The sequence below is a fragment of the Solirhodobacter sp. genome (assembly GCF_964715405.1).
Genome location: NZ_CBAICG010000011.1, coordinates 24340 through 41471, shown reverse-complemented (window position 1 = coordinate 41471; position 17132 = coordinate 24340). Strand labels below are relative to the sequence as shown.

The 17132-nt window shown below is 66.3% G+C and carries 18 protein-coding genes; 12 read left to right on the top strand and 6 right to left on the bottom strand.

Going from position 1 to position 17132, the window contains the following annotated elements:
* Nucleotides 1-113: 113 nt before the first annotated feature.
* The 7 genes from AC11WY_RS06945 to AC11WY_RS06915 all read left to right on the top strand — a co-directional run bounded on the left by AC11WY_RS06945 (nucleotide 114) and on the right by AC11WY_RS06915 (nucleotide 6952).
* On the top strand, nucleotides 114-884 hold the full coding sequence (locus tag AC11WY_RS06945) for a DeoR/GlpR family DNA-binding transcription regulator (protein ID WP_482923874.1): 771 nt from the start codon (nucleotides 114-116) through the stop codon (nucleotides 882-884).
* Nucleotides 884-1822, top strand: coding sequence for a BadF/BadG/BcrA/BcrD ATPase family protein (locus AC11WY_RS06940; protein ID WP_482923872.1), 939 nt, complete (start codon nucleotides 884-886; stop codon nucleotides 1820-1822). The genes AC11WY_RS06945 and AC11WY_RS06940 overlap by 1 nt, the downstream gene beginning before the upstream one ends.
* 4 nt (nucleotides 1823-1826) lie before the next feature.
* Nucleotides 1827-3071, top strand: coding sequence for an extracellular solute-binding protein (locus AC11WY_RS06935; protein WP_482923870.1), 1245 nt, complete (start codon nucleotides 1827-1829; stop codon nucleotides 3069-3071).
* Between the two features lie 106 nt (nucleotides 3072-3177).
* Nucleotides 3178-3993 carry a carbohydrate ABC transporter permease gene (locus AC11WY_RS06930; protein WP_482923868.1) on the top strand — a complete coding sequence of 272 codons (816 nt, stop codon included), beginning with the start codon at nucleotides 3178-3180 and terminating at the stop codon, nucleotides 3991-3993.
* Nucleotides 3993-4871 (top strand): carbohydrate ABC transporter permease, encoded by an 879-nt coding sequence (locus tag AC11WY_RS06925; RefSeq protein WP_482923866.1) that lies wholly within the window; start codon nucleotides 3993-3995, stop codon nucleotides 4869-4871. Before AC11WY_RS06930 ends, AC11WY_RS06925 begins: the two co-directional genes overlap by 1 nt.
* Before the next feature lie 15 nt (nucleotides 4872-4886).
* Entirely contained in the window at nucleotides 4887-5843 is a 957-nt protein-coding gene (locus AC11WY_RS06920) for an SIS domain-containing protein (protein WP_482923864.1), read from the top strand.
* A gap of 53 nt (nucleotides 5844-5896) precedes the next feature.
* A complete protein-coding gene (locus AC11WY_RS06915) occupies nucleotides 5897-6952 on the top strand; it encodes an ABC transporter ATP-binding protein (RefSeq protein WP_482923862.1) in 1056 nt (351 codons plus the stop codon).
* A gap of 86 nt (nucleotides 6953-7038) precedes the next feature.
* Here the strand turns inward: AC11WY_RS06915 and AC11WY_RS06910 are convergent, their stop codons facing one another.
* On the bottom strand, nucleotides 7039-7176 hold the full coding sequence (locus AC11WY_RS06910; RefSeq protein WP_482923861.1) for an entericidin A/B family lipoprotein: 138 nt from the start codon (nucleotides 7174-7176) through the stop codon (nucleotides 7039-7041).
* A 165-nt stretch (nucleotides 7177-7341) separates the two neighbouring features.
* Here AC11WY_RS06910 and AC11WY_RS06905 point away from each other — a divergent pair, with 165 nt between their 5' ends.
* The 3 genes from AC11WY_RS06905 to AC11WY_RS06895 all read left to right on the top strand — a co-directional run bounded on the left by AC11WY_RS06905 (nucleotide 7342) and on the right by AC11WY_RS06895 (nucleotide 8494).
* The gene (locus AC11WY_RS06905) at nucleotides 7342-7644 is read left to right on the top strand and encodes a hypothetical protein (protein ID WP_482923859.1); all 303 of its coding nucleotides are present in this window, start codon (nucleotides 7342-7344) and stop codon (nucleotides 7642-7644) included.
* A 103-nt stretch (nucleotides 7645-7747) separates the two neighbouring features.
* Complete coding sequence (locus AC11WY_RS06900) at nucleotides 7748-7924, top strand: CTP synthetase (RefSeq protein WP_482923858.1); 177 nt, start codon at nucleotides 7748-7750, stop codon at nucleotides 7922-7924.
* A gap of 81 nt (nucleotides 7925-8005) precedes the next feature.
* Nucleotides 8006-8494 carry a cytochrome b gene (locus tag AC11WY_RS06895; RefSeq protein ID WP_482923856.1) on the top strand — a complete coding sequence of 163 codons (489 nt, stop codon included), beginning with the start codon at nucleotides 8006-8008 and terminating at the stop codon, nucleotides 8492-8494.
* Here the strand turns inward: AC11WY_RS06895 and AC11WY_RS06890 are convergent.
* Complete coding sequence (locus tag AC11WY_RS06890) at nucleotides 8491-9252, bottom strand: alpha/beta fold hydrolase (RefSeq protein ID WP_482923854.1); 762 nt, start codon at nucleotides 9250-9252, stop codon at nucleotides 8491-8493. The genes AC11WY_RS06895 and AC11WY_RS06890 overlap by 4 nt on opposite strands.
* 93 nt (nucleotides 9253-9345) lie before the next feature.
* On the opposite strand from AC11WY_RS06890, the gene AC11WY_RS06885 reads away from it, so the two are divergent.
* On the top strand, nucleotides 9346-9717 hold the full coding sequence (locus AC11WY_RS06885; protein WP_482923853.1) for a hypothetical protein: 372 nt from the start codon (nucleotides 9346-9348) through the stop codon (nucleotides 9715-9717).
* Between the two features lie 27 nt (nucleotides 9718-9744).
* On the opposite strand, the gene glyA is transcribed toward AC11WY_RS06885, so the two are convergent.
* Nucleotides 9745-11052, bottom strand: a complete 1308-nt coding sequence (gene glyA, locus AC11WY_RS06880; protein WP_482923851.1) for a serine hydroxymethyltransferase — start codon at nucleotides 11050-11052, stop codon at nucleotides 9745-9747.
* Between the two features lie 242 nt (nucleotides 11053-11294).
* On the opposite strand from glyA, the gene AC11WY_RS06875 reads away from it, so the two are divergent.
* Nucleotides 11295-12068, top strand: a complete 774-nt coding sequence (locus AC11WY_RS06875; RefSeq protein ID WP_482923850.1) for an NAD kinase — start codon at nucleotides 11295-11297, stop codon at nucleotides 12066-12068.
* 12 nt (nucleotides 12069-12080) lie between these two features.
* Here AC11WY_RS06875 and AC11WY_RS06870 read toward each other — a convergent pair whose 3' ends face one another.
* The 3 genes from AC11WY_RS06870 to AC11WY_RS06860 form a co-directional block, all read right to left on the bottom strand.
* Nucleotides 12081-13415, bottom strand: a complete 1335-nt coding sequence (locus AC11WY_RS06870; protein WP_482923993.1) for a sigma-54-dependent transcriptional regulator — start codon at nucleotides 13413-13415, stop codon at nucleotides 12081-12083.
* 47 nt (nucleotides 13416-13462) lie between these two features.
* Nucleotides 13463-15028 (bottom strand): ATP-binding protein, encoded by a 1566-nt coding sequence (locus tag AC11WY_RS06865; RefSeq protein WP_482923848.1) that lies wholly within the window; start codon nucleotides 15026-15028, stop codon nucleotides 13463-13465.
* 118 nt (nucleotides 15029-15146) lie between these two features.
* Nucleotides 15147-17039, bottom strand: a complete 1893-nt coding sequence (locus AC11WY_RS06860) for a propionyl-CoA synthetase (RefSeq protein ID WP_482923846.1) — start codon at nucleotides 17037-17039, stop codon at nucleotides 15147-15149.
* Nucleotides 17040-17132 lie beyond the last annotated feature (93 nt).

Below are 17132 nucleotides of genomic sequence, written 5' to 3'. Positions count from 1 at the left end.
AATTTATGGCACCACATTTTCAGCATGGCAATCACAAACGATCATGTTCTTGATTGACACTGATCTAACGGGCGTTTCATATGATTTCGCCAAAGGGGGGAATCGGCTCAGCCATGAAGATCGACCGGGCGACGGCAATTCGGCAGCATCTGTTTGCCAAAGGGTATTCTTCGATCGGCGAGATCGCCGAAGCGGTCGGTGTTTCCGAGCCGACGGTGCGGCGCGATCTTCTTGCACTGGAGGCCGCAGGGGCCATCGTGCGCACGCACGGCGGGGCGCAGATCGCCGAAGCCTCGGGCGCCGAGGTCGCGTTTGAAAGCCGGGAACAGATCAACCTGCCGTTCAAACGCGCCATCGGCGAGGCCGCCTATCAGATGTTGCGCGCCGACACGGCGGTCTTTCTGGATGCGGGCACGACCGTCCTCCAACTGGCGCGGCGCCTGAAGCTGCACCCGATCAAGCTGAGGGTTTTCACCAACTGCCTGAGCGTGGCGCAGGTTCTGATGCCGGTGGCCGATCTCTCGGTCACGCTGCTGGGCGGGACGCTGCGCGCCCAGAATGCCTCGATGGTTGGCGCGCTTGCCGAAGACGCGCTTGACAGGCTGTGGTTCGATCAACTGTTTCTGGGCGTCGGGGCCATCTCGCCGGATGCCGAGGTCTACAGCTCGGACGAACAGGAGGCGCGGATCAATCGCCACATGCTGGCGCGCACCGACAAACCGATCGTTCTGGCCGACGCAGACAAGTTCGGGCGTCGGCTGACCTATCATGTCGCGGCGGTCGGGTCACGCACGCATGTCATTACCGATGCCCGACTTGATGCCGATTGGCGGCTGCGGCTGCGCGATCTCGGTTGCACCCTGACGGTAACGGGCGCGCCGTGATGAACCGCGTTCTGGGCCTCGACAGTGGCGGAACCAAGACGATTGCGGCCGTGGCCGACAGGTCTGGCACCGTGGTCGGCCTGCGATCCTGCCAAGGGCTTGACCCGACCACGAATGCCCGATGGGAAGAGCAACTGAGGGATTTGACCGCCCCCTTCGGCGCGGTCGAGGCCGCAACGCTCGGCCTTCCGTTTCATGGCGAGATCCCCGGGATTTCGGACCGCCAGAGCGTCTTTGCCGCCGGTCTGTTCGGCCCTCGCACGCAGGTACTGAACGACGTTGCTGTCGCCTTCGAAGGCGCGCTCGGCGGAAAGGAAGGTGTGCTGATCCTCGCCGGAACAGGGTCGATGGCCTGGGCTCGCGGGGCGAAAGGCATCGCCCGGACCGGCGGCTGGGGCCCGGCGTTCGGCGATGAAGGTTCGGCCTATTGGATTGGACGCGAGGCCCTTTCCCTCGTCAGTCGAGACTTGGACGGGCGTCGGCCGTCGGCCGCCTTCGCCGAAGCAATCCTGGGCGCCCTCGGGATCGCGGGGGCCGATCTGATCGGGTGGGCCCATGATCTGGCGCAGCCCCGTTCGGGCATCGCCTCGATCGCACTCCATGTTTCCGCGCTTTCCCGAAACGGCGACGCCGATGCGCAAGCCCTCATGTTTCAGGCGGCCACGCATCTGTCCGAACTTGGGCATGCCGCCGCGCGGGCCTCCGGCGCTACCTTGCCGTTGCGGTGGAGCTATGCGGGCGGGGTGTTCGACGATCTGGCCCTGCGAAGATCGGTCGCGGGCATGATGGGGCTGGAACCGGTTCCCCCATGCCTTCCCCCCGTCGGCGGCGCCATTCTGCATGCGGCCCGATCCGCAAGGTGGGTGGTCGATGATGCCTTCCTGGCCAACCTTGACCGATCACTGACGACGAAAACTGCACTGAAAACAGAGAGGTAACAAAATGAAAAGACGTTCTTTCCTGATGACTGCCGCGGCGGTTCCCCTGAGCTTCGGTCTTGCGTCGGCAGCCTGGGCCGATGGTGCGCTGTCGCTTCTGTTGCCGCCTTGGGGCACACTTCCGAAAGCGATGACGGACCAATACACCGCTGAAACCGGCGGAAAGCTGGATACCCAGACGCTGGGCTGGGACGAGATCCACACGAAGATCGTGACCTCGATGGTGGCCCACACCGCGCCTGCCAGCGGAACCGAGCTTGACTGGAGCTGGGTTGGTCAGTTCGGATCGGCAGGCTGGTATGACGATCTTGCCGGCGTGGTGAAGCCCGATGTCATGGCCGACATTCCGACCGCGGCGATCTTCACCTATGACGGCAAGCTGCTTGGCATTCCCTACAGCAACGACTTCCGCGTCATGATCTACAACAAGGCGCATCTTGACGCGGCCGGCGTGGCCGTGCCGAAGACGATGGACGAGCTTCTGGCCGCTGCGCGCGCCGTCAAGGCCAAGGGCGCGGCGCAGTACCCGATCGGGCTGCCGCTTTCCGCAACCGAAGGCTCCGCCACCGCCTGGTATCTGCTGACCAAGGCCTTCGGCGGCGATCTGTTCGATGCCAAATTCAACCCGCTGTTCGTCGACCCGACCTCCGCCGGTTACAAGGCGATGGAATTCGAAGTCAACGCGCTGAAAGAGGGGCTGATCGACCCGGCGGCGACGGGTCTGAAGGACACCGAGGTCCAGGAGGCGTTCAAGGCCGGCAAGGTGACGTTCGACCTCGCCGGGCAGGCAGGCATCCTTGCCGTCTATGCCGATCCGGCGAAGTCGCAGGTGGCAGGGGATGCCCATGCCGCTCTGATGCCGAACGTGACCGGCACGTCGCGCTCGTTCGGCCTTCCCGAGGCGATCGGCATTCCGGTGTCGGCGACGAACAAGGACCAGATGGCGACGTTCCTGAACTGGATGATGAAGCCCGACGTCATGATCGCCAACTACAAGTTGCTGGGCATCCTGCCGACCCGCACATCGGTTCTGGCCCAGTTGGGCAAGGACGGCACGCTGAGGGATGGGGATGTGCTTGCGGCCCAGGCGGCCGTCGCCGAGCCGCTGTTCGCGCAGGGCACCCCGAGCTGGTATCCGGAGTTTTCGGGTGCAGTCCAGACCGCCCTGAACGCGGCCGCCAAGGGCCAGATCAGCGTGGCCGATGCCGTGAAGCAGATCGCCGACACGGCCGCAAGAGCGCAGCAGTAACGGCGAAGGCGGGGCCAGGGCGATGTCAGAGATCCGATCAAGACGGCCCCGCCTTTCGCGAGATGGGTGGCTGGGGCTGATCCTGGCTTTCCCCGTCATTCTGATCATGGGGGGGCTGGTCATCCTGCCCCTCATCTCGACCTTCCTCGACAGTTTCTACCGGATCGACCCGATGAAACAGGGAACCCCCTTTGTCGGGCTGACGAATTACACCAACCTGTTCAGCAATCGCACCGTCCTGACCGCATGGGGAACGACAAGCGCCTATGTCGTGCTGGCCGTCCTGATCGAGACCATCGGCGGCCTGATGGCGGCGTTGCTTCTCAACCGGATCACGCGCGGGCGGCGCTGGCTGCTGGCCGCCGTGGTGCTGCCCTGGTGCCTTCCGCCGGTCGTGAACGCCGTCATCTGGATGTGGATCTACAATCCCAGCTATGGCCTGCTGAACGGAGCCTTGAAGAGTGTCGGGCTGATCCACGAAAACCAGGTCTGGTTCAACAACCGCGCCACCGCACTGTTTCTGATCTCGCTGGTTCATGCCTGGCGGATGATGCCCCTGACGGCAATCATCTTGCTGGCGGCCCTGCAATCCATTCCGGCCGAGCTTTACGAAGCGTCAAAGCTGGACGGCGCGACGGCATGGCAGCGATTGCGCAGCATCACCCTGCCATTGATCGCTCCGGGTCTGGCCATCGCCCTGTCGCAATCGACGGTGTTCGCGATCAACCTCTTTGACGAAGCCTGGATCCTGAACGGCACCTCGACCGATACGAGGTCGATCATGATCCAGACCTATATCACCGCCTTTCAGAACCTGAAGCTTTCCGCGGGCATGGCGCTGTCGATCCTGGCAATGGTCGCGTCGCTGGCGGTTTCGGCGATCTATGTGCTGCGGGTCTACCGCGAAACGAGGTTCGAATGATGACCGGCCGCGCTGCGAAGAAGATGCTGGGCCGGGTCGGGCTCGGGCTCGGGGTGGTGCTCCTGTTGCTGTGGTCGCTGGGCCCGGTCTACTGGTCGCTGGTCACCAGCCTGACACCGCCGACAGACCTTGTCTCGGGCAGCCTGCACCTTTGGCCACAGCACCTTTCGCTGGACAATTACGCCAAGCTTTTCGGCGCGACCTCCACCTCGCAGGGCAACGAAGTGCAGTCGGTCTGGCCGCAGTTCTCGCGCGCCTTGATCAACAGCCTGATCACCTCGCTTGTCGCAACCGTCGTTACCGTGATCATCGCGGCTTTCGGAGCCTGGGCCTTCGTCCGCCTGAGGTTCCCGGGGCGGGACGCCCTCTTCGTGGTGGTCGTGGCGACGCTGGCCGTCCCGGCCTACACCGTGATGATCCCGCTTTACCGCATGATGATCAGCGCCGGGTTGATCGACACCTACACCTGCGTGACGCTGATCTATGTCTCGGCCTTCCTTCCGCTGGCGCTCTGGCTGATGCGCTCGGTCTATCAGGCGATGCCCTTGTCGCTGGAAGAGGCGGCCTGGCTTGATGGAGCAAGCAAGCTCTACACCCTGATCCGGATCGTCCTGCCGCTTGCGGGCCCTGGCATCGTCGCCTGCGCGATCCTGACGTTTCTGTCCGCCTGGGGTCAGTTCATGGTGCCGCTGGTGTTCTCTCCCACCTTGGCGACTAAGCCCCTGACCGTGCTGATCCCCGAATTCGTGACACGCAACTTCGTCGACTACGGATTGATGAATGCGGCCGGCATGGTCGCCATCGTTCCGCCAGCGATCCTCGTCCTTTTCCTCAACCGCTTCCTCGTCCAGGGCCTGATGGCTGGGGCGAGCAAATAACTGAAAGAGAGCACCATGGCCTCGATGACCGAAACCGTTATCCGCAATCAGTTTCCCTATTGGACGAAGGCTTTGCACCAACCGGTCCAATTGGCCAAAGCGCGTGTCATCGTGCTGACCGGATGTGGAACATCCTATTATCTCGCGCAGTCCCTGGCTTGCGCCTTCAACGCGCATGGCCAGCAAGCCGTCGCGGTGCCCGGCGCGGAATGGGCGCGCCGACCGGAAAGCTATCTGGCTGATTTCTCTGACATTCTGGTGATCGGTCTGTCGCGGTCCGGCACCACCACCGAGACGATTCAGGCGCTCGAGACGAGCCGCGCGAGGGGGTGGGCCACGCTCGCGATCTCGTGCGAGAGCAACTCGACCGTCCTGAGCGCCGCGGATCGCGGGCTCTTTCTGCCGTCCGATCCGGCCGAAGGGATCGTGATGTCGGTCTCGGCAAGCCTGATGTTCCTTGGCGGGCTGCGTCTGGCGGGGATGGTTCTTCCGGATGCGGCAGTGGCAGCCGCCCAGCGGGGCCTTCAGCAGATGGACGCGGGCGCGAAAGCGATCCTGCAGGACCGCAGCCACTTCGTCTATCTTGGCGCAGGGGTGAACTATGGCATCGCGACCGAGGGGTCGCTGAAACTGCAGGAGATGAGCATTTCCTACAGTCAGGCCTTCCACCCGCTGGAATACCGTCACGGCCCGATCTCGTTGATCGACGGGAAATCCGTGGTGGTCGTGCTCTACTCGGACGACACGCGCGACGAAGAGGCGAAGGTCGCCGCCGATGTGCAGGCAAAAGGGGCCCGCGTCATCGGCATCAATGGCCCCGGCGATCTCGTGATCGAGCTTGGCATCACCGGCCCCGCCGCAGCTCTTGCCGCCCTTCCCGCGCTCCAGATTCTGGGCGAGCACGTCGCCGTGCTCAAGGGCATCGACACGGAAACACCGCGCCACCTGACCAAGGTTGTCGTGCTGAAGTAGACAGATCGAGCACCGGACGAAGATCCGCCAGCTTGCCAAAAGAGGGAACCGCCTTGGCTGAGGTATCCATAAGAGAACTGACCAAAGCTTACGGCACGACGAAGGTGATGCATGGCATCAGCTTTGACGTGGCCGACGGCGAGTTCGTGGCGCTGGTCGGCCCGTCCGGCTGCGGCAAATCCACCCTTCTGCGGATGATCGCGGGGCTCGAGGAAATCACCTCGGGCACCGTATCGATCGCGGGGCGCGTGGTGAATGAGGTTGAACCCAAGGAACGCGACATCGCGATGGTGTTCCAGAACTATGCGCTTTACCCGCATATGTCGGTGCGCGAAAACATGGCCTTCTCGCTGAAACTCCGCGGGACGACGAAGACCGAGATCGAACGCGGCGTGACCGAGGCCGCCGAGATCCTGGGCCTGACCCCCTATCTGGACCGGATGCCAAAGCAGCTTTCGGGTGGCCAGCGCCAGCGGGTTGCGATGGGCCGCGCGATCGTGCGTCACCCGGCCGTGTTTCTTTTCGACGAGCCGCTGTCGAACCTCGATGCGGCGCTTCGGGTGCAGATGCGCGCCGAAATCCGCGCCCTGCATGAACGCCTGGCCTCAACCTCGATCTTCGTCACCCATGATCAGATCGAGGCGATGACGATGGCCGACCGCATCGTGGTCATGCGCGCCGGGAGGCTGGAACAGGCAGGCGCCCCGCTCGAACTTTATGACCGCCCCGTCAACGCCTTTGTCGCAGGCTTCATCGGCTCGCCCGCGATGAACCTTCTGCCCGGCCGGGCCGAAGCCGGGAGGGTCCGCCTTGGACCCGACCTCTTGCTGCCGCTGGAAACCACCGCGACGGGCGATATCCTTTACGGGATCCGTCCGGAACACCTGGAACTGGTTCCCACCGGAACCCCCGGAGCCATCGACGCCAGGGCCACCGTGGTAGAGAGCACCGGCACGGCGATGTTTGTTGCCACCAAGGCGGCGGGCTTCGACCTTCACGCCCTCTTTTCGGACCGACCGCGGATCAGGCGCGGCGACGTGATCGGGCTCAGGCCGAAGGCAGGCCATTCACACCTGTTCGATGCCGTAACCCAGATGAGGATCGGCTGACCAAGGACCGGCCGCCGTTGCTGCTGCGGCGCCGCCCCTCTCGCGCCAACGGTAGGCTCGCGTGGGATGACACCGCCGCCGTGCTGTCACATGCCGGTCTGCGTCTGTTTGGCCTGATCGGTGATCGCGGCGCCGGCTTTCTGGATGTCTTTCCCGGCTCCGGCGACAGTGTCACAGGCGGCAAGCGCGAAAAGGGCGATCAGGGTGACGAGGTTGCGGGTCATCGGCAGGCTCCTTCAGGGTCAGTCGAGCCGGACCGTCGCGCCTTGCGGCAGGCGAGTCAACCGTGGGCGCGGCGGCATCGGCGGCAAGCCTCCCGACCCGCCCGGCATCAATCCTTTGTTAACCACGCGGCGGCCAGACTGCCGCTGCCACCGACGGAGAACCCGATGCGTCCCCTGACGATCCTGGTCGCCCTGCTGCTGTCCGCCTGCGACTCGCCCGCGCCGCGAATGATCGGGTCGAGCGAGACGAAGGTGACGCGCGGCGGGCACGAATATGCGGTCTACGTCGGGGGCGAAATGGTGGAGGTGATCCGCTTCGGCTATGTCCCCCGTGCCGAACAGGCGGCGGTGCAAGAGCAGATGGTGGCCCTGATCCCCGAAGTGACCGGCTGCATCGCCGATCCGCGCAGCCTGCAAGGCGACAGCGGCGAGATGCGGGCCCGGCTGCGCTGCCCGCGCGGGGGCTGACCATATTCTGGTGTAAAGGGAATGTGATTTGACCGATGTCAAGGCGGCGCGCGGCGAGTCGCGGCAACGTCACCTCATGACGCGCGTATGATCGGAGACTGACATGACCCGCCTGACGACAATCCTCTTTCTGATGGTCGCGACCACGCTGATGGGGGTGTTGATCGTTGCCGCCTTGGTGACCGGCAATGATACGCTTCGCCCGATCCTGATTGCTGCGGCGGTCGGCTTTGTGCTCGCCATTCCGGTAAGCTGGCAGATCGCCAAGGCTATTTCCTGACCGCACGGCTTCGTGCAGGATCAGTGTCAGGGCTTTCCGGACGATCGGGCCGGGCAAGCCCGGCGATGGACAGGGGATTTCATGCCGACACCCAAGGGTTATTCTCTGGGCCAGATTCGTTTGCACTGGATCGTGGCCCTGCTGCTGGTGCCGCAATTCATCCTGCATGACACGATCAAGGCCGCCTATATCGCCATCGGCAAGGGCGAGGGGTTCAGCTATTCGCCGGTGCTGGTGGCGCATATCGTTGGCGGGATCGCGATCCTGCTGTTGATGATCTGGCGGCTGGCGATGCGCTGGCGCCGTGGCGTGCCGCTGCCCCCGGCCGAGGAGTCCCCGGCGTTGCAGGCGGTGGCGAAGGCGGTGCATCTGGCGCTCTATGCGATCCTGCTTTTGATGCCGGTGTCGGGACTCGTCGCGTGGTTTGGCCATGTCGGTGCCGCGGCGCAGGTCCACGAGGTGATGAAGCTGCCGCTGCTGGTGCTGGTCGGGCTGCATGTCCTGGGCGCGCTCTACCACCAGTTTGTGCTGAAGAACGGGCTGATCGAGCGGATGAAGCGGGCGGGTTAGGCCAGGAAAGCCGCCACGGCCGCCTCGAACTCGCGCGGGCGATCAGCGTGCAGCCAGTGTCCGGCGCCCGGTATCTTGGCGAACCGCGCGGCCGGGAACAGCACCTTGATGGCCGGGCGATACTCCGGCAGGACATAGTGCGACAGCGCGCCGGTCAGGAACAGCGTCGGGCCGTCAAAGCGGCCCTGCACCTCGGGCCAGCCGGTGATGCGGGCCATCTCGGCCTCCAGCAGGTCGAGGTTCAGCCGCCAGCGCGGCGGGTCGGCCTTCAGGTCCAGCGATTGCAACAGGAACGCGCGGGTGCCTGCATCCTCGACCCTGGCCGCCAGCCGCCGGTCAGCCTCGCCCCGCGTGGTGAGGCCGGCCAGATCGAGGCCGCGCATGGCGGCGATCAGGTGGTTCTGGCTGTGGCCATAGGCGACCGGCGCGATGTCGGCGACGACCAGACGGTTCACCCGGTCGGGCTGCGTCAGGGCCAGCATCATCGCGGCCTTGCCACCCATCGAATGGCCCAGCACGTCGGACCGCCCGCCATTCGCCGCGATCACCCCAGCCAGATCGGCGGCGAGATCGTGGTAGCCGTGGCTGTCGGCCCAGAAGCTGCCCGCGTGGTTGCGCATGTCCACGGCGATGACCTGTCGCGTTTCAGCCAGACGGCGCGCGATCACGCCCCAGTTGCGGCCCGATCCGAACAGGCCGTGGGCGATCAGAAGCGGGGGCAGGGCGGTCGGCTGGCCGTGAAGTGTAGAACTGAGCATGCCGCCGGGATACCGCGGCGCGACGGGCGATGCCAGAGCCGTTGAGTGCGCCGGGAAGCGTCGTTACTGTGCGCCGAACAGGGGAGTTCGCGAATGAGTGCGGTGCCGGTGCAACAGATGGCCGACAGGGTCGCGCAGCTGATGGAGGATCGGCTGCACATTCGCGGCAACGGCCTGAAGGCCAAGCTGCGCCATGCACGGGGCGTGATGCCGCGCCGCGTGCAAGCCGAGGCGGCGGTGCTGGCGAAGGCCGCGGAAACGGCGCAGAACCCCAAGCTGATGATGCGGCTCGACCATGACCGCATCGCCGCGGCCTATGATACCTGCGTGCGCCATCTCGGCAGCGTGGGCCAATGGCAGCGCCACAAGGCCGCCGCCATCAACATCGGCGGCAGCATCGCGTTTCGGCTGTTCGTGGTGGCCGGGCTGCTGTTCGCGGTGCTGACCTGGCGCGGGTATCTGTAGCCGCGGGGCCGAAGCCCCCCCGCCCGCTCAGAGCCCCGGATAGATCGGGAACCGGGCGCAAAGCGCCTCGACCTTGGCTTTCACCGCGGCCTCGACTTCGGCGTTGCCATCCTCGCCATGCGCGGCAAGCCCATCGACGACTTCGACGATCCAGTCGCCGATCTGGCGGAACTCGGCCTCGGCAAAGCCACGGGTGGTGCCCGCCGGGGTGCCAAGCCGCACGCCCGAGGTGACGGTGGGCTTTTCCGGGTCGAACGGGATGCCGTTCTTGTTGCAGGTGATGTGGGCGCGGCCCAGCGCCTTTTCGGTGGCGTTGCCCTTGACGCCCTTGGGGCGCAGGTCGACCAGCATCACATGGGTGTCGGTGCCGCCGGTGACGATGTCCAGCCCGCCCTTCATCAACTGGTCGGCCAGCGCCTGCGCGTTGCGGATCACCAGCGCGGCGTAGGTCTTGAACTCGGGGCGCAGCGCCTCGCCGAAGGCCACGGCCTTGGCGGCGATGACGTGCATCAGCGGCCCGCCCTGAATGCCGGGGAAGATCGCCGAGTTGACCTTCTTCGCGATCTCTTCGTTATTGGTCAGGATCATCCCGCCGCGCGGCCCGCGCAGGGTCTTGTGCGTCGTGGTGGTCGCGACGTCGGCATGGGGGAACGGCGAGGGATGCGCGCCACCCGCCACAAGGCCGGCGAAGTGCGCCATGTCGACCATCAGATATGCGCCGACCGAATCCGCGATCGCGCGGAACTTTGCAAAGTCGATCTGGCGCGGCACGGCAGACCCGCCCGCGATGATCAGCTTGGGCTTGTGCTCGGTGGCCAGCGCCTGCACGGCGTCATAGTCGATCCGGCTGTCCTGCGGGCGCACGCCGTATTGCACCGCATGGAACCACTTGCCCGACTGGTTCGGCGCCGCGCCGTGGGTCAGGTGCCCACCCGAGGCGAGGTTCATGCCAAGGATCGTGTCGCCCGGCTTGATCAGCGCCTGGAACACGCCCTGGTTGGCCTGGCTGCCCGAATTCGGCTGCACATTGGCGAAACCGCAGCCGAACAGTTGCTTGGCGCGCTCGATGGCGAGGTTTTCCGCCACATCCACCCATTCGCAGCCGCCGTAGTAGCGCTTGCCCGGATAGCCCTCGGCATACTTGTTGGTCATCACCGAGCCCTGCGCCTCCATCACGGCGGCCGAGACGATGTTTTCCGAGGCGATCAGCTCGATCTCGTCGCGCTGGCGGCCCAGTTCGGAGCGGATCGCGCCGTAAAGCTCGGGGTCGCGGGTTTCCAGTTTCTCGGTGAAGAAACCGGCATCGCGTTGCGCGGCGGGGGTGGGGGCGTTCATCGGCGTCTCCTCCGGGAAAATTGGGGTTGGGGGGTGTTTATCCGATGAACGGGCCACTCGAAAGCCCGGAATGCGACACTCGGGCCCTCGCGGGCGAAGCACGCCCTGCGACCGGGCCCCTACGGGCGAAGCACGCCCTGCGACGCGAAATTGCCGGGGCGACAACGCGAGGGGTTGAGTTCGCCGGTCCGGGCTGAAAACACTGGCCTGATCGTCCGACGCGGACGGCCGGGGAGGGCAGGATGAGCGAGAGGCTGGACGCGAAAGCCTGTTTCATGGCGAGCGACATGCCCGAGGCGCAAGCTGCCCTGAAGGCGCTGGTGGCCCGCTATGGCCAGCGCCCGTTGGCCGAGGCGGCCTGCATCGTGGCGCTGGGCGGCGACGGCTTCATGCTGCAAACGCTGCATGCGACCGGCGCGCTTGACCTGCCGGTCTACGGGATGAACCGCGGCACCGTCGGCTTTCTGATGAACGAGTTCAACGCCGACGGGTTGGCCGAGCGGCTGGCCACCGCCGAGGAGGCGGTGATCAACCCGCTGTCGATGCGGGCGGTCGATACCGGCGGCAAGGCGCACACCGCACTGGCGATCAACGAGGTGTCCTTGTTGCGGGCCGGGCCGCAGGCCGCGAAACTGCGCATCTCGGTCGATGGCAAGGTGCGGATGCCGGAACTGATCTGCGACGGCGCGCTGCTCTGCACCCCCGCCGGATCGACCGCCTACAACTATTCCGCCCACGGGCCGATCCTGCCGATCGGCTCCGAGGTGCTGGCGCTGACGGCGATGGCGGCATTCCGGCCCCGGCGCTGGCGCGGCGCGATCCTGCCCAAGGCGGCGCTGGTGCGCTTTGACGTGCTGGAACCCGACAAGCGCCCGGTGATGGCCGACGCCGATGGCCGGTCGGTGCGCAATGTGCTGTCGGTCGAGATCCGCAGCGAGCCGAAGGTGCGCCACCGCATCCTGTTCGACCCCGGTCACGGGCTGGAGGAACGGCTGTTCCGCGAACAGTTCACCTGACGGCGGGTGCCACTACTCGGCCGCGTCGCTGCGCTGCCAGGTTTCGCGCTTGCGGTAAAGCGTCGAGGGCGACACGCCCAGCACCTTGGCCGCGCGCGGCACCGATCCGTCTTCGGCCGTGATGGTGGCCTCGATCACGATCTGCTCGATCTCCGCCAGCGTGCGGCCGATCAAGCCCTTGACGGCGAGGCCGGGCAGCGCGGCGTCGGCAGGGTGCTCGGCGGCGCGTGGCCTCAACTCGGTCTGAAGGTCGGCGGGCAGCATCGCGGGGGTGACGATCTCGCCCTCGTTCAGCACCACGACATTGCGCAGCACGTTGAGAAGCTGGCGCACGTTGCCCGGCCAGGGCAGGCGGCAGAACAGGCCGCTCACCGCTTCGTCGAGCGCGCTGAAATGGCGACCCTCTTCGTCGGACAGGCGGCGCAGCGCGGCGGTGGCGATGGCGATCACGTCCCGGCCGCGGTCGCGCAGGGGCGGCATGTGGATCGGCACGACGTGCAGCCGGTAGTAAAGGTCTTCGCGGAAGCGGCCGCGCCGAACCTCCTCCATCGGGTCGCGGTTGGTGGCGCAGACGATGCGCACGTTCACCTTGCGCGGCCGGGTCGCGCCGACCGGCTGCACGGTGGAGGTTTGCAGGAAGCGCAGCAGCTTGGTTTGCAGGCCGAGGTCCATCTCGCAGATTTCATCGAGGAACAGGGTGCCGCCATCGGCCGCCGCCGCCGCGCCGATCTTGTCGGCGATGGCGCCGGTGAAGCTGCCGCGCAGGTGGCCGAAGACCTCGGATTCCAGCAGGTCGGGCGGAATCGCGCCACAGTTCAGCGCGATGAACGGGCCGCGGGCGCGGTTGGAATTGTCATGCACCGCCTGCGCGCACAGCTCCTTGCCGGTGCCGCTTTCGCCGGTGATGAAGACGGTGGCCATCGAGCGCGCGACCGAGCGGATCTTGGCGTAGACCGCCGTCATCGCCGCCGAGGTGCCGATGAAATCGCCCAGCGGCGTCGGGTCGGGTGGGGTTGCCGATGTCGGGCGATGGTTCAGCCGCGCATTCTCGACCGCGCCCAGGAACCGCTGGTCGTCGAACGGCTTGACGACAAAGTCATAGGCGCCCGCCCGCATCGCCTCGACCGCCTTGTTGATCGAGCCGTTGGCGGTGATGACGATCACCGCCGTCTCGGGGCGCAGGCGCAGCATCTCGGCCATCAGGTCGAGCCCGTCGCGGTCGGGTAGCCCGAGGTCCAGCAGAACGATTTTCGTGCCGGTCTCGCGGAAGGCGCGCAGACCCGCCTCGGCGGTGTCGGCGCTGTGCACCGCATTCCCGGCGCCGCGCAGGATCGCCTCGTAGATCATCCGCAGCGATGGCGTATCTTCGATCAGCAAAAGCGGGGCTGCGTCGGTCACGATGCCTCCCGCGTCGGATAGATCTGGCCAGATACGAAGTGGATCAGGTCGTCAAGCAGGGCCAGCGCCTCCTGCCCGAGGGGGACGACGGCGGCCATGTCGTGCCGGTGCGCCGCGCTGTTCAGGGTGCGGGCGACCTGCATCAGGCGGTTCGCGCCGACCGCGCCCGCGACGGCGATCAGCACATGCGTCTGGGACCGGATGCCACCGCGGTCGGGTTCCGCCAGCCCCTGCACCAGCCCACGCTCGACCGTCTGCAGGTCGGCCAGCAGGCGGCCGAGCAGTTCCGCGCGCCCTTCTGTTCCGGCGATTTCCAGCAGCGCCTGAAACCGGCCGGTGTCCATCGACGGGGATTCCTCATCTGCCTCCGGGGCCGGGCCGTCGCCGCCCGTCCGTTGCAGCAGGTTGGCGATCGCCGTTCCGAACGTGTCGAGCCCGCCCACCGGCTTGGCCAGGATGCTGTCGGCCCCCGCGGCATAGATCGCCTCGCGGTTGGCGCGCAGCACATAGGCGGTGACCGCCATCACCGGCATGGTGGCATGGCGGCCACCATCGGCGCGGATCGCCCGCATCACCTCGATGCCCGACAGGCGCGGCATCTCGATGTCGATCAGCGCCAGATCGAAGGCCTCGCCCTCCAGCCGGTTCAGCGCCTCGATGCCGTCGGAAACGATCACGACCTCGGCGCCAAGCGCGTTCAGCATGTGGCGCAGAATGGTCTGGTTGGTCTCGCTGTCCTCGGCCACCAGCACCTTCATGCGGCCGAGGTCAGGCAGGCCGTCGGTCGCCTCGGGCGGGCCCGCCTTGGGCAGCCACGACGCCACGGGCAGCGTCAGCATGACCTCGGCGCCCCCTTCGGGCCGGTTCGTGACCCACACCGCGGCGCCGATGCGGTCGGACATCTGCTTGGTGATGTGCAGCCCGAGCCCGGACCCTGCCTTGCGGGTGCCGTTCGGACGATTTGCGAATTCGAACAGATGCTCCAGCGCGTCGGGGCAGAAGCCCGGCCCGTCATCGCGGACGCGAAACACCAGATCGCCCGCGCAGTTCTGCATGACCCCGACCTCGATCCCGCCGGTATCGGTGTATTTCACCGCGTTGGACAGCACGTTGGACAGGATGCGTTCCAACGCGATGCGGTCGAGCGCCACGACACGCGGCACGTCGGGCGTGATCGTCATCGAGAACGCCAGACCCTTTTCCCGCGCCCGGCCCGACCAGCGCATCTCGACATCGTGCAAAAGCCGGGTCAGCGGCAGGCTGACCGGCAGCGGATCGGTGACGGCCTCGCCGACCATCGCGGCAAGCCCGTCCTCCAGCAGCAGGGCCAGCACCTCGCTGGCCGCGCGGATGCGTTCCAGTTGCAGCCGGATCGGTTCATCCAGCCCCGCCGGCTCGATCAGGCGCAGCCCGCCGATGATGTCGGACACCGCGGCGCGCAGGTCATGGCCCAGCAGGGCAAGCCGCGATTCCTCGCCCGCGGGACGGGCGATCCAGTCGGCAAGATTGGCGGGGCGACCCGCGTCTGCCGCCGCAGAAGGAAAGGCCAGAGGTCTGGGCAAGGGGGACTCAATTCGGAGTTGCAATCCCGACATGGTATGACATGAAAACGGCTTCGCCAACATGTCCATCCGGATTGGTCCGCGGAGGGTGCGCTTGACCTTGCGTCAATTCCCCCCGCTATGCCCCTGCCAGCCCCAGCCCCTGCATGGCGATGCGGATTTCGTCAAGGATCGCCGGGTCGTCGATCGTGGCGGGCATCTTGAACGCTTGCCCGTCGGCGATCTTCACCATCGTCGCGCGCAGGATCTTGCCGGACCGGGTCTTGGGCAGGCGGTCCACCACGCAGGCGAGCTTGAACGCCGCGACCGGGCCGATCTGGTCGCGCACGAGGGTGACGACCTCTTTCGCGATCTCGGCGTGCGGGCGGTTGCAGCCCTTGTTGAGGCAGACGAGGCCCAGCGGCGCCTGGCCCTTCAACTCGTCCGCGATGCCGATCACCGCGCATTCGGCAACGTCGGGATGCGAGGCCAGCACCTCTTCCATCGCGCCGGTGGACAGGCGGTGGCCCGCGACGTTGATCACGTCGTCGGTGCGCGCCATGATGTAGACGTAGCCGTCGGCGTCGATGTAACCCGCATCGCCGGTTTCATAGTAGCCGGGGAAATGGCTCAGGTAGCTCTTGCGGAACCGGTCCTCGGCATTCCACAGCGTCGGCAGGGTGCCGGGCGGGAGCGGCAGTTTCACCGCGATCGCGCCGAGGGTGCCGGGCGGCACCGGGTGGCCGCCTTCGTCGAGCACCTGAATGTCGTAGCCCGGCATGGCGACCGAGGGCGAGCCGATCTTCACCGGCAGATGCTCGATCCCCATCGGGTTGGCGGCGATGGCCCAGCCGGTTTCGGTTTGCCACCAGTGGTCGATCACCGGCACGCCAAGCTTGGCCTGCGCCCATTCGATCGTCGCGGGGTCCGCGCGTTCACCGGCAAGGTAGACGATGCGGAGGGAGGACAGGTCGTAGCGGCCGATCAGCTTGCCGTCGGGGTCGTCGCGCTTGACGGCGCGGAAGGCGGTGGGGGCGGTGAAGAAACTGGCGACCTTGTGATCCGCGATCACCCGCCAGAAGGTGCCCGCGTCGGGGGTGCCGACGGGCTTGCCCTCGAACACGATGGTGGTGTTGCCGTGGATCAGCGGCCCGTAGCAGATGTAGCTGTGGCCGACGACCCAGCCCACGTCGGAGGCGGCCCAGAACACCTCGCCGGGGTTGACGCCGTAGATGTTTTTCATCGACCAGTGCAGCGCGACCAGATGCCCGGCGGTGGGGCGCACGACGCCCTTGGGCTGCCCGGTGGTGCCCGAGGTGTAGAGGATATAGGCCGGGTGGTCGCCCTCGACCGGCACGCAGTCGGCCGGTTCGACGCCATACTGGACCGAATGCCAGGCGAAGTCGCGGCCGGGGATCAGCTTGGCAACCTCTTGTTCGCGCTGAAGGATGATGCAGAAGTCCGGCTTGTGGCTGGCCATGTCGATGGCGCCGTCGAGCAGCGGCTTGTAATGCACCACCCGGCCCGGCTCGATCCCGCAGGAGGCGGCGAGGATGGCTTTCGGCTTGGCGTCGTCGATCCGGACCGCCAGTTCATGCGCGGCAAAGCCGCCGAACACCACCGAGTGGATCGCGCCGAGGCGGGCGCAGGCCAGCATCGCCTCCAGCGCCTCGGGCACCATCGGCATGTAGAGGATGACGCGGTCGCCCTTGGTGATGCCCTTGGCTTTCAGCGCCCCGGCGAGGGAGGCGACACGGGTCTGCAACTCGGCATAGGTGATCTTGTGCACGGTGCCGGTAACCGGGCTGTCGTGGATGATCGCGACCTGCGCGCCGCGGCCCGCCAGAACGTGCCGGTCCACCGCATTCCAGCAGGTGTTGACCATGCCGTCCTTGAACCATTCGTAAAACGGGGCGTTCTCGGCAAAGAGCGCGCGGGAGGGTTTGCGCACCCAGTCGATGGCCTCGGCCGCCTGCATCCAGAACCCTTCGGGATCGGCCTTCCAGCCTGCGTAGACGTCTGCGTATGCCATTGTATACCTCCCCGGTCGCTGTGCGGTTTGTTACGCGCTGCGGGGCGATGAGGCAAGATTGTTGCCCGGCGAAATCTGCGTCGCTTTGCCACC

Bases quoted from the DNA above. Each gene is read 5' to 3' on its own strand.
- AC11WY_RS06905 (WP_482923859.1), top strand. From the start codon at position 7,342: ATGCGTCCCCTGACGATCCTGGTCGCCCTGCTGCTGTCCGCCTGCGAC.
- AC11WY_RS06925 (WP_482923866.1), top strand. From the start codon at position 3,993: ATGACCGGCCGCGCTGCGAAGAAGATGCTGGGCCGGGTCGGGCTCGGG.
- glyA (WP_482923851.1), bottom strand. From the start codon at position 11,052: ATGAACGCCCCCACCCCCGCCGCGCAACGCGATGCCGGTTTCTTCACC.
- AC11WY_RS06930 (WP_482923868.1), top strand. From the start codon at position 3,178: ATGGGGGGGCTGGTCATCCTGCCCCTCATCTCGACCTTCCTCGACAGT.
- AC11WY_RS06945 (WP_482923874.1), top strand. From the start codon at position 114: ATGAAGATCGACCGGGCGACGGCAATTCGGCAGCATCTGTTTGCCAAA.
- AC11WY_RS06920 (WP_482923864.1), top strand. From the start codon at position 4,887: ATGGCCTCGATGACCGAAACCGTTATCCGCAATCAGTTTCCCTATTGG.
- AC11WY_RS06875 (WP_482923850.1), top strand. From the start codon at position 11,295: ATGAGCGAGAGGCTGGACGCGAAAGCCTGTTTCATGGCGAGCGACATG.
- AC11WY_RS06940 (WP_482923872.1), top strand. From the start codon at position 884: ATGAACCGCGTTCTGGGCCTCGACAGTGGCGGAACCAAGACGATTGCG.
- AC11WY_RS06910 (WP_482923861.1), bottom strand. From the start codon at position 7,176: ATGACCCGCAACCTCGTCACCCTGATCGCCCTTTTCGCGCTTGCCGCC.
- AC11WY_RS06870 (WP_482923993.1), bottom strand. From the start codon at position 13,415: ATGATCTACGAGGCGATCCTGCGCGGCGCCGGGAATGCGGTGCACAGC.
- AC11WY_RS06895 (WP_482923856.1), top strand. From the start codon at position 8,006: ATGCCGACACCCAAGGGTTATTCTCTGGGCCAGATTCGTTTGCACTGG.
- AC11WY_RS06900 (WP_482923858.1), top strand. From the start codon at position 7,748: ATGACCCGCCTGACGACAATCCTCTTTCTGATGGTCGCGACCACGCTG.
- AC11WY_RS06935 (WP_482923870.1), top strand. From the start codon at position 1,827: ATGAAAAGACGTTCTTTCCTGATGACTGCCGCGGCGGTTCCCCTGAGC.
- AC11WY_RS06860 (WP_482923846.1), bottom strand. From the start codon at position 17,039: ATGGCATACGCAGACGTCTACGCAGGCTGGAAGGCCGATCCCGAAGGG.
- AC11WY_RS06885 (WP_482923853.1), top strand. From the start codon at position 9,346: ATGAGTGCGGTGCCGGTGCAACAGATGGCCGACAGGGTCGCGCAGCTG.
- AC11WY_RS06890 (WP_482923854.1), bottom strand. From the start codon at position 9,252: ATGCTCAGTTCTACACTTCACGGCCAGCCGACCGCCCTGCCCCCGCTT.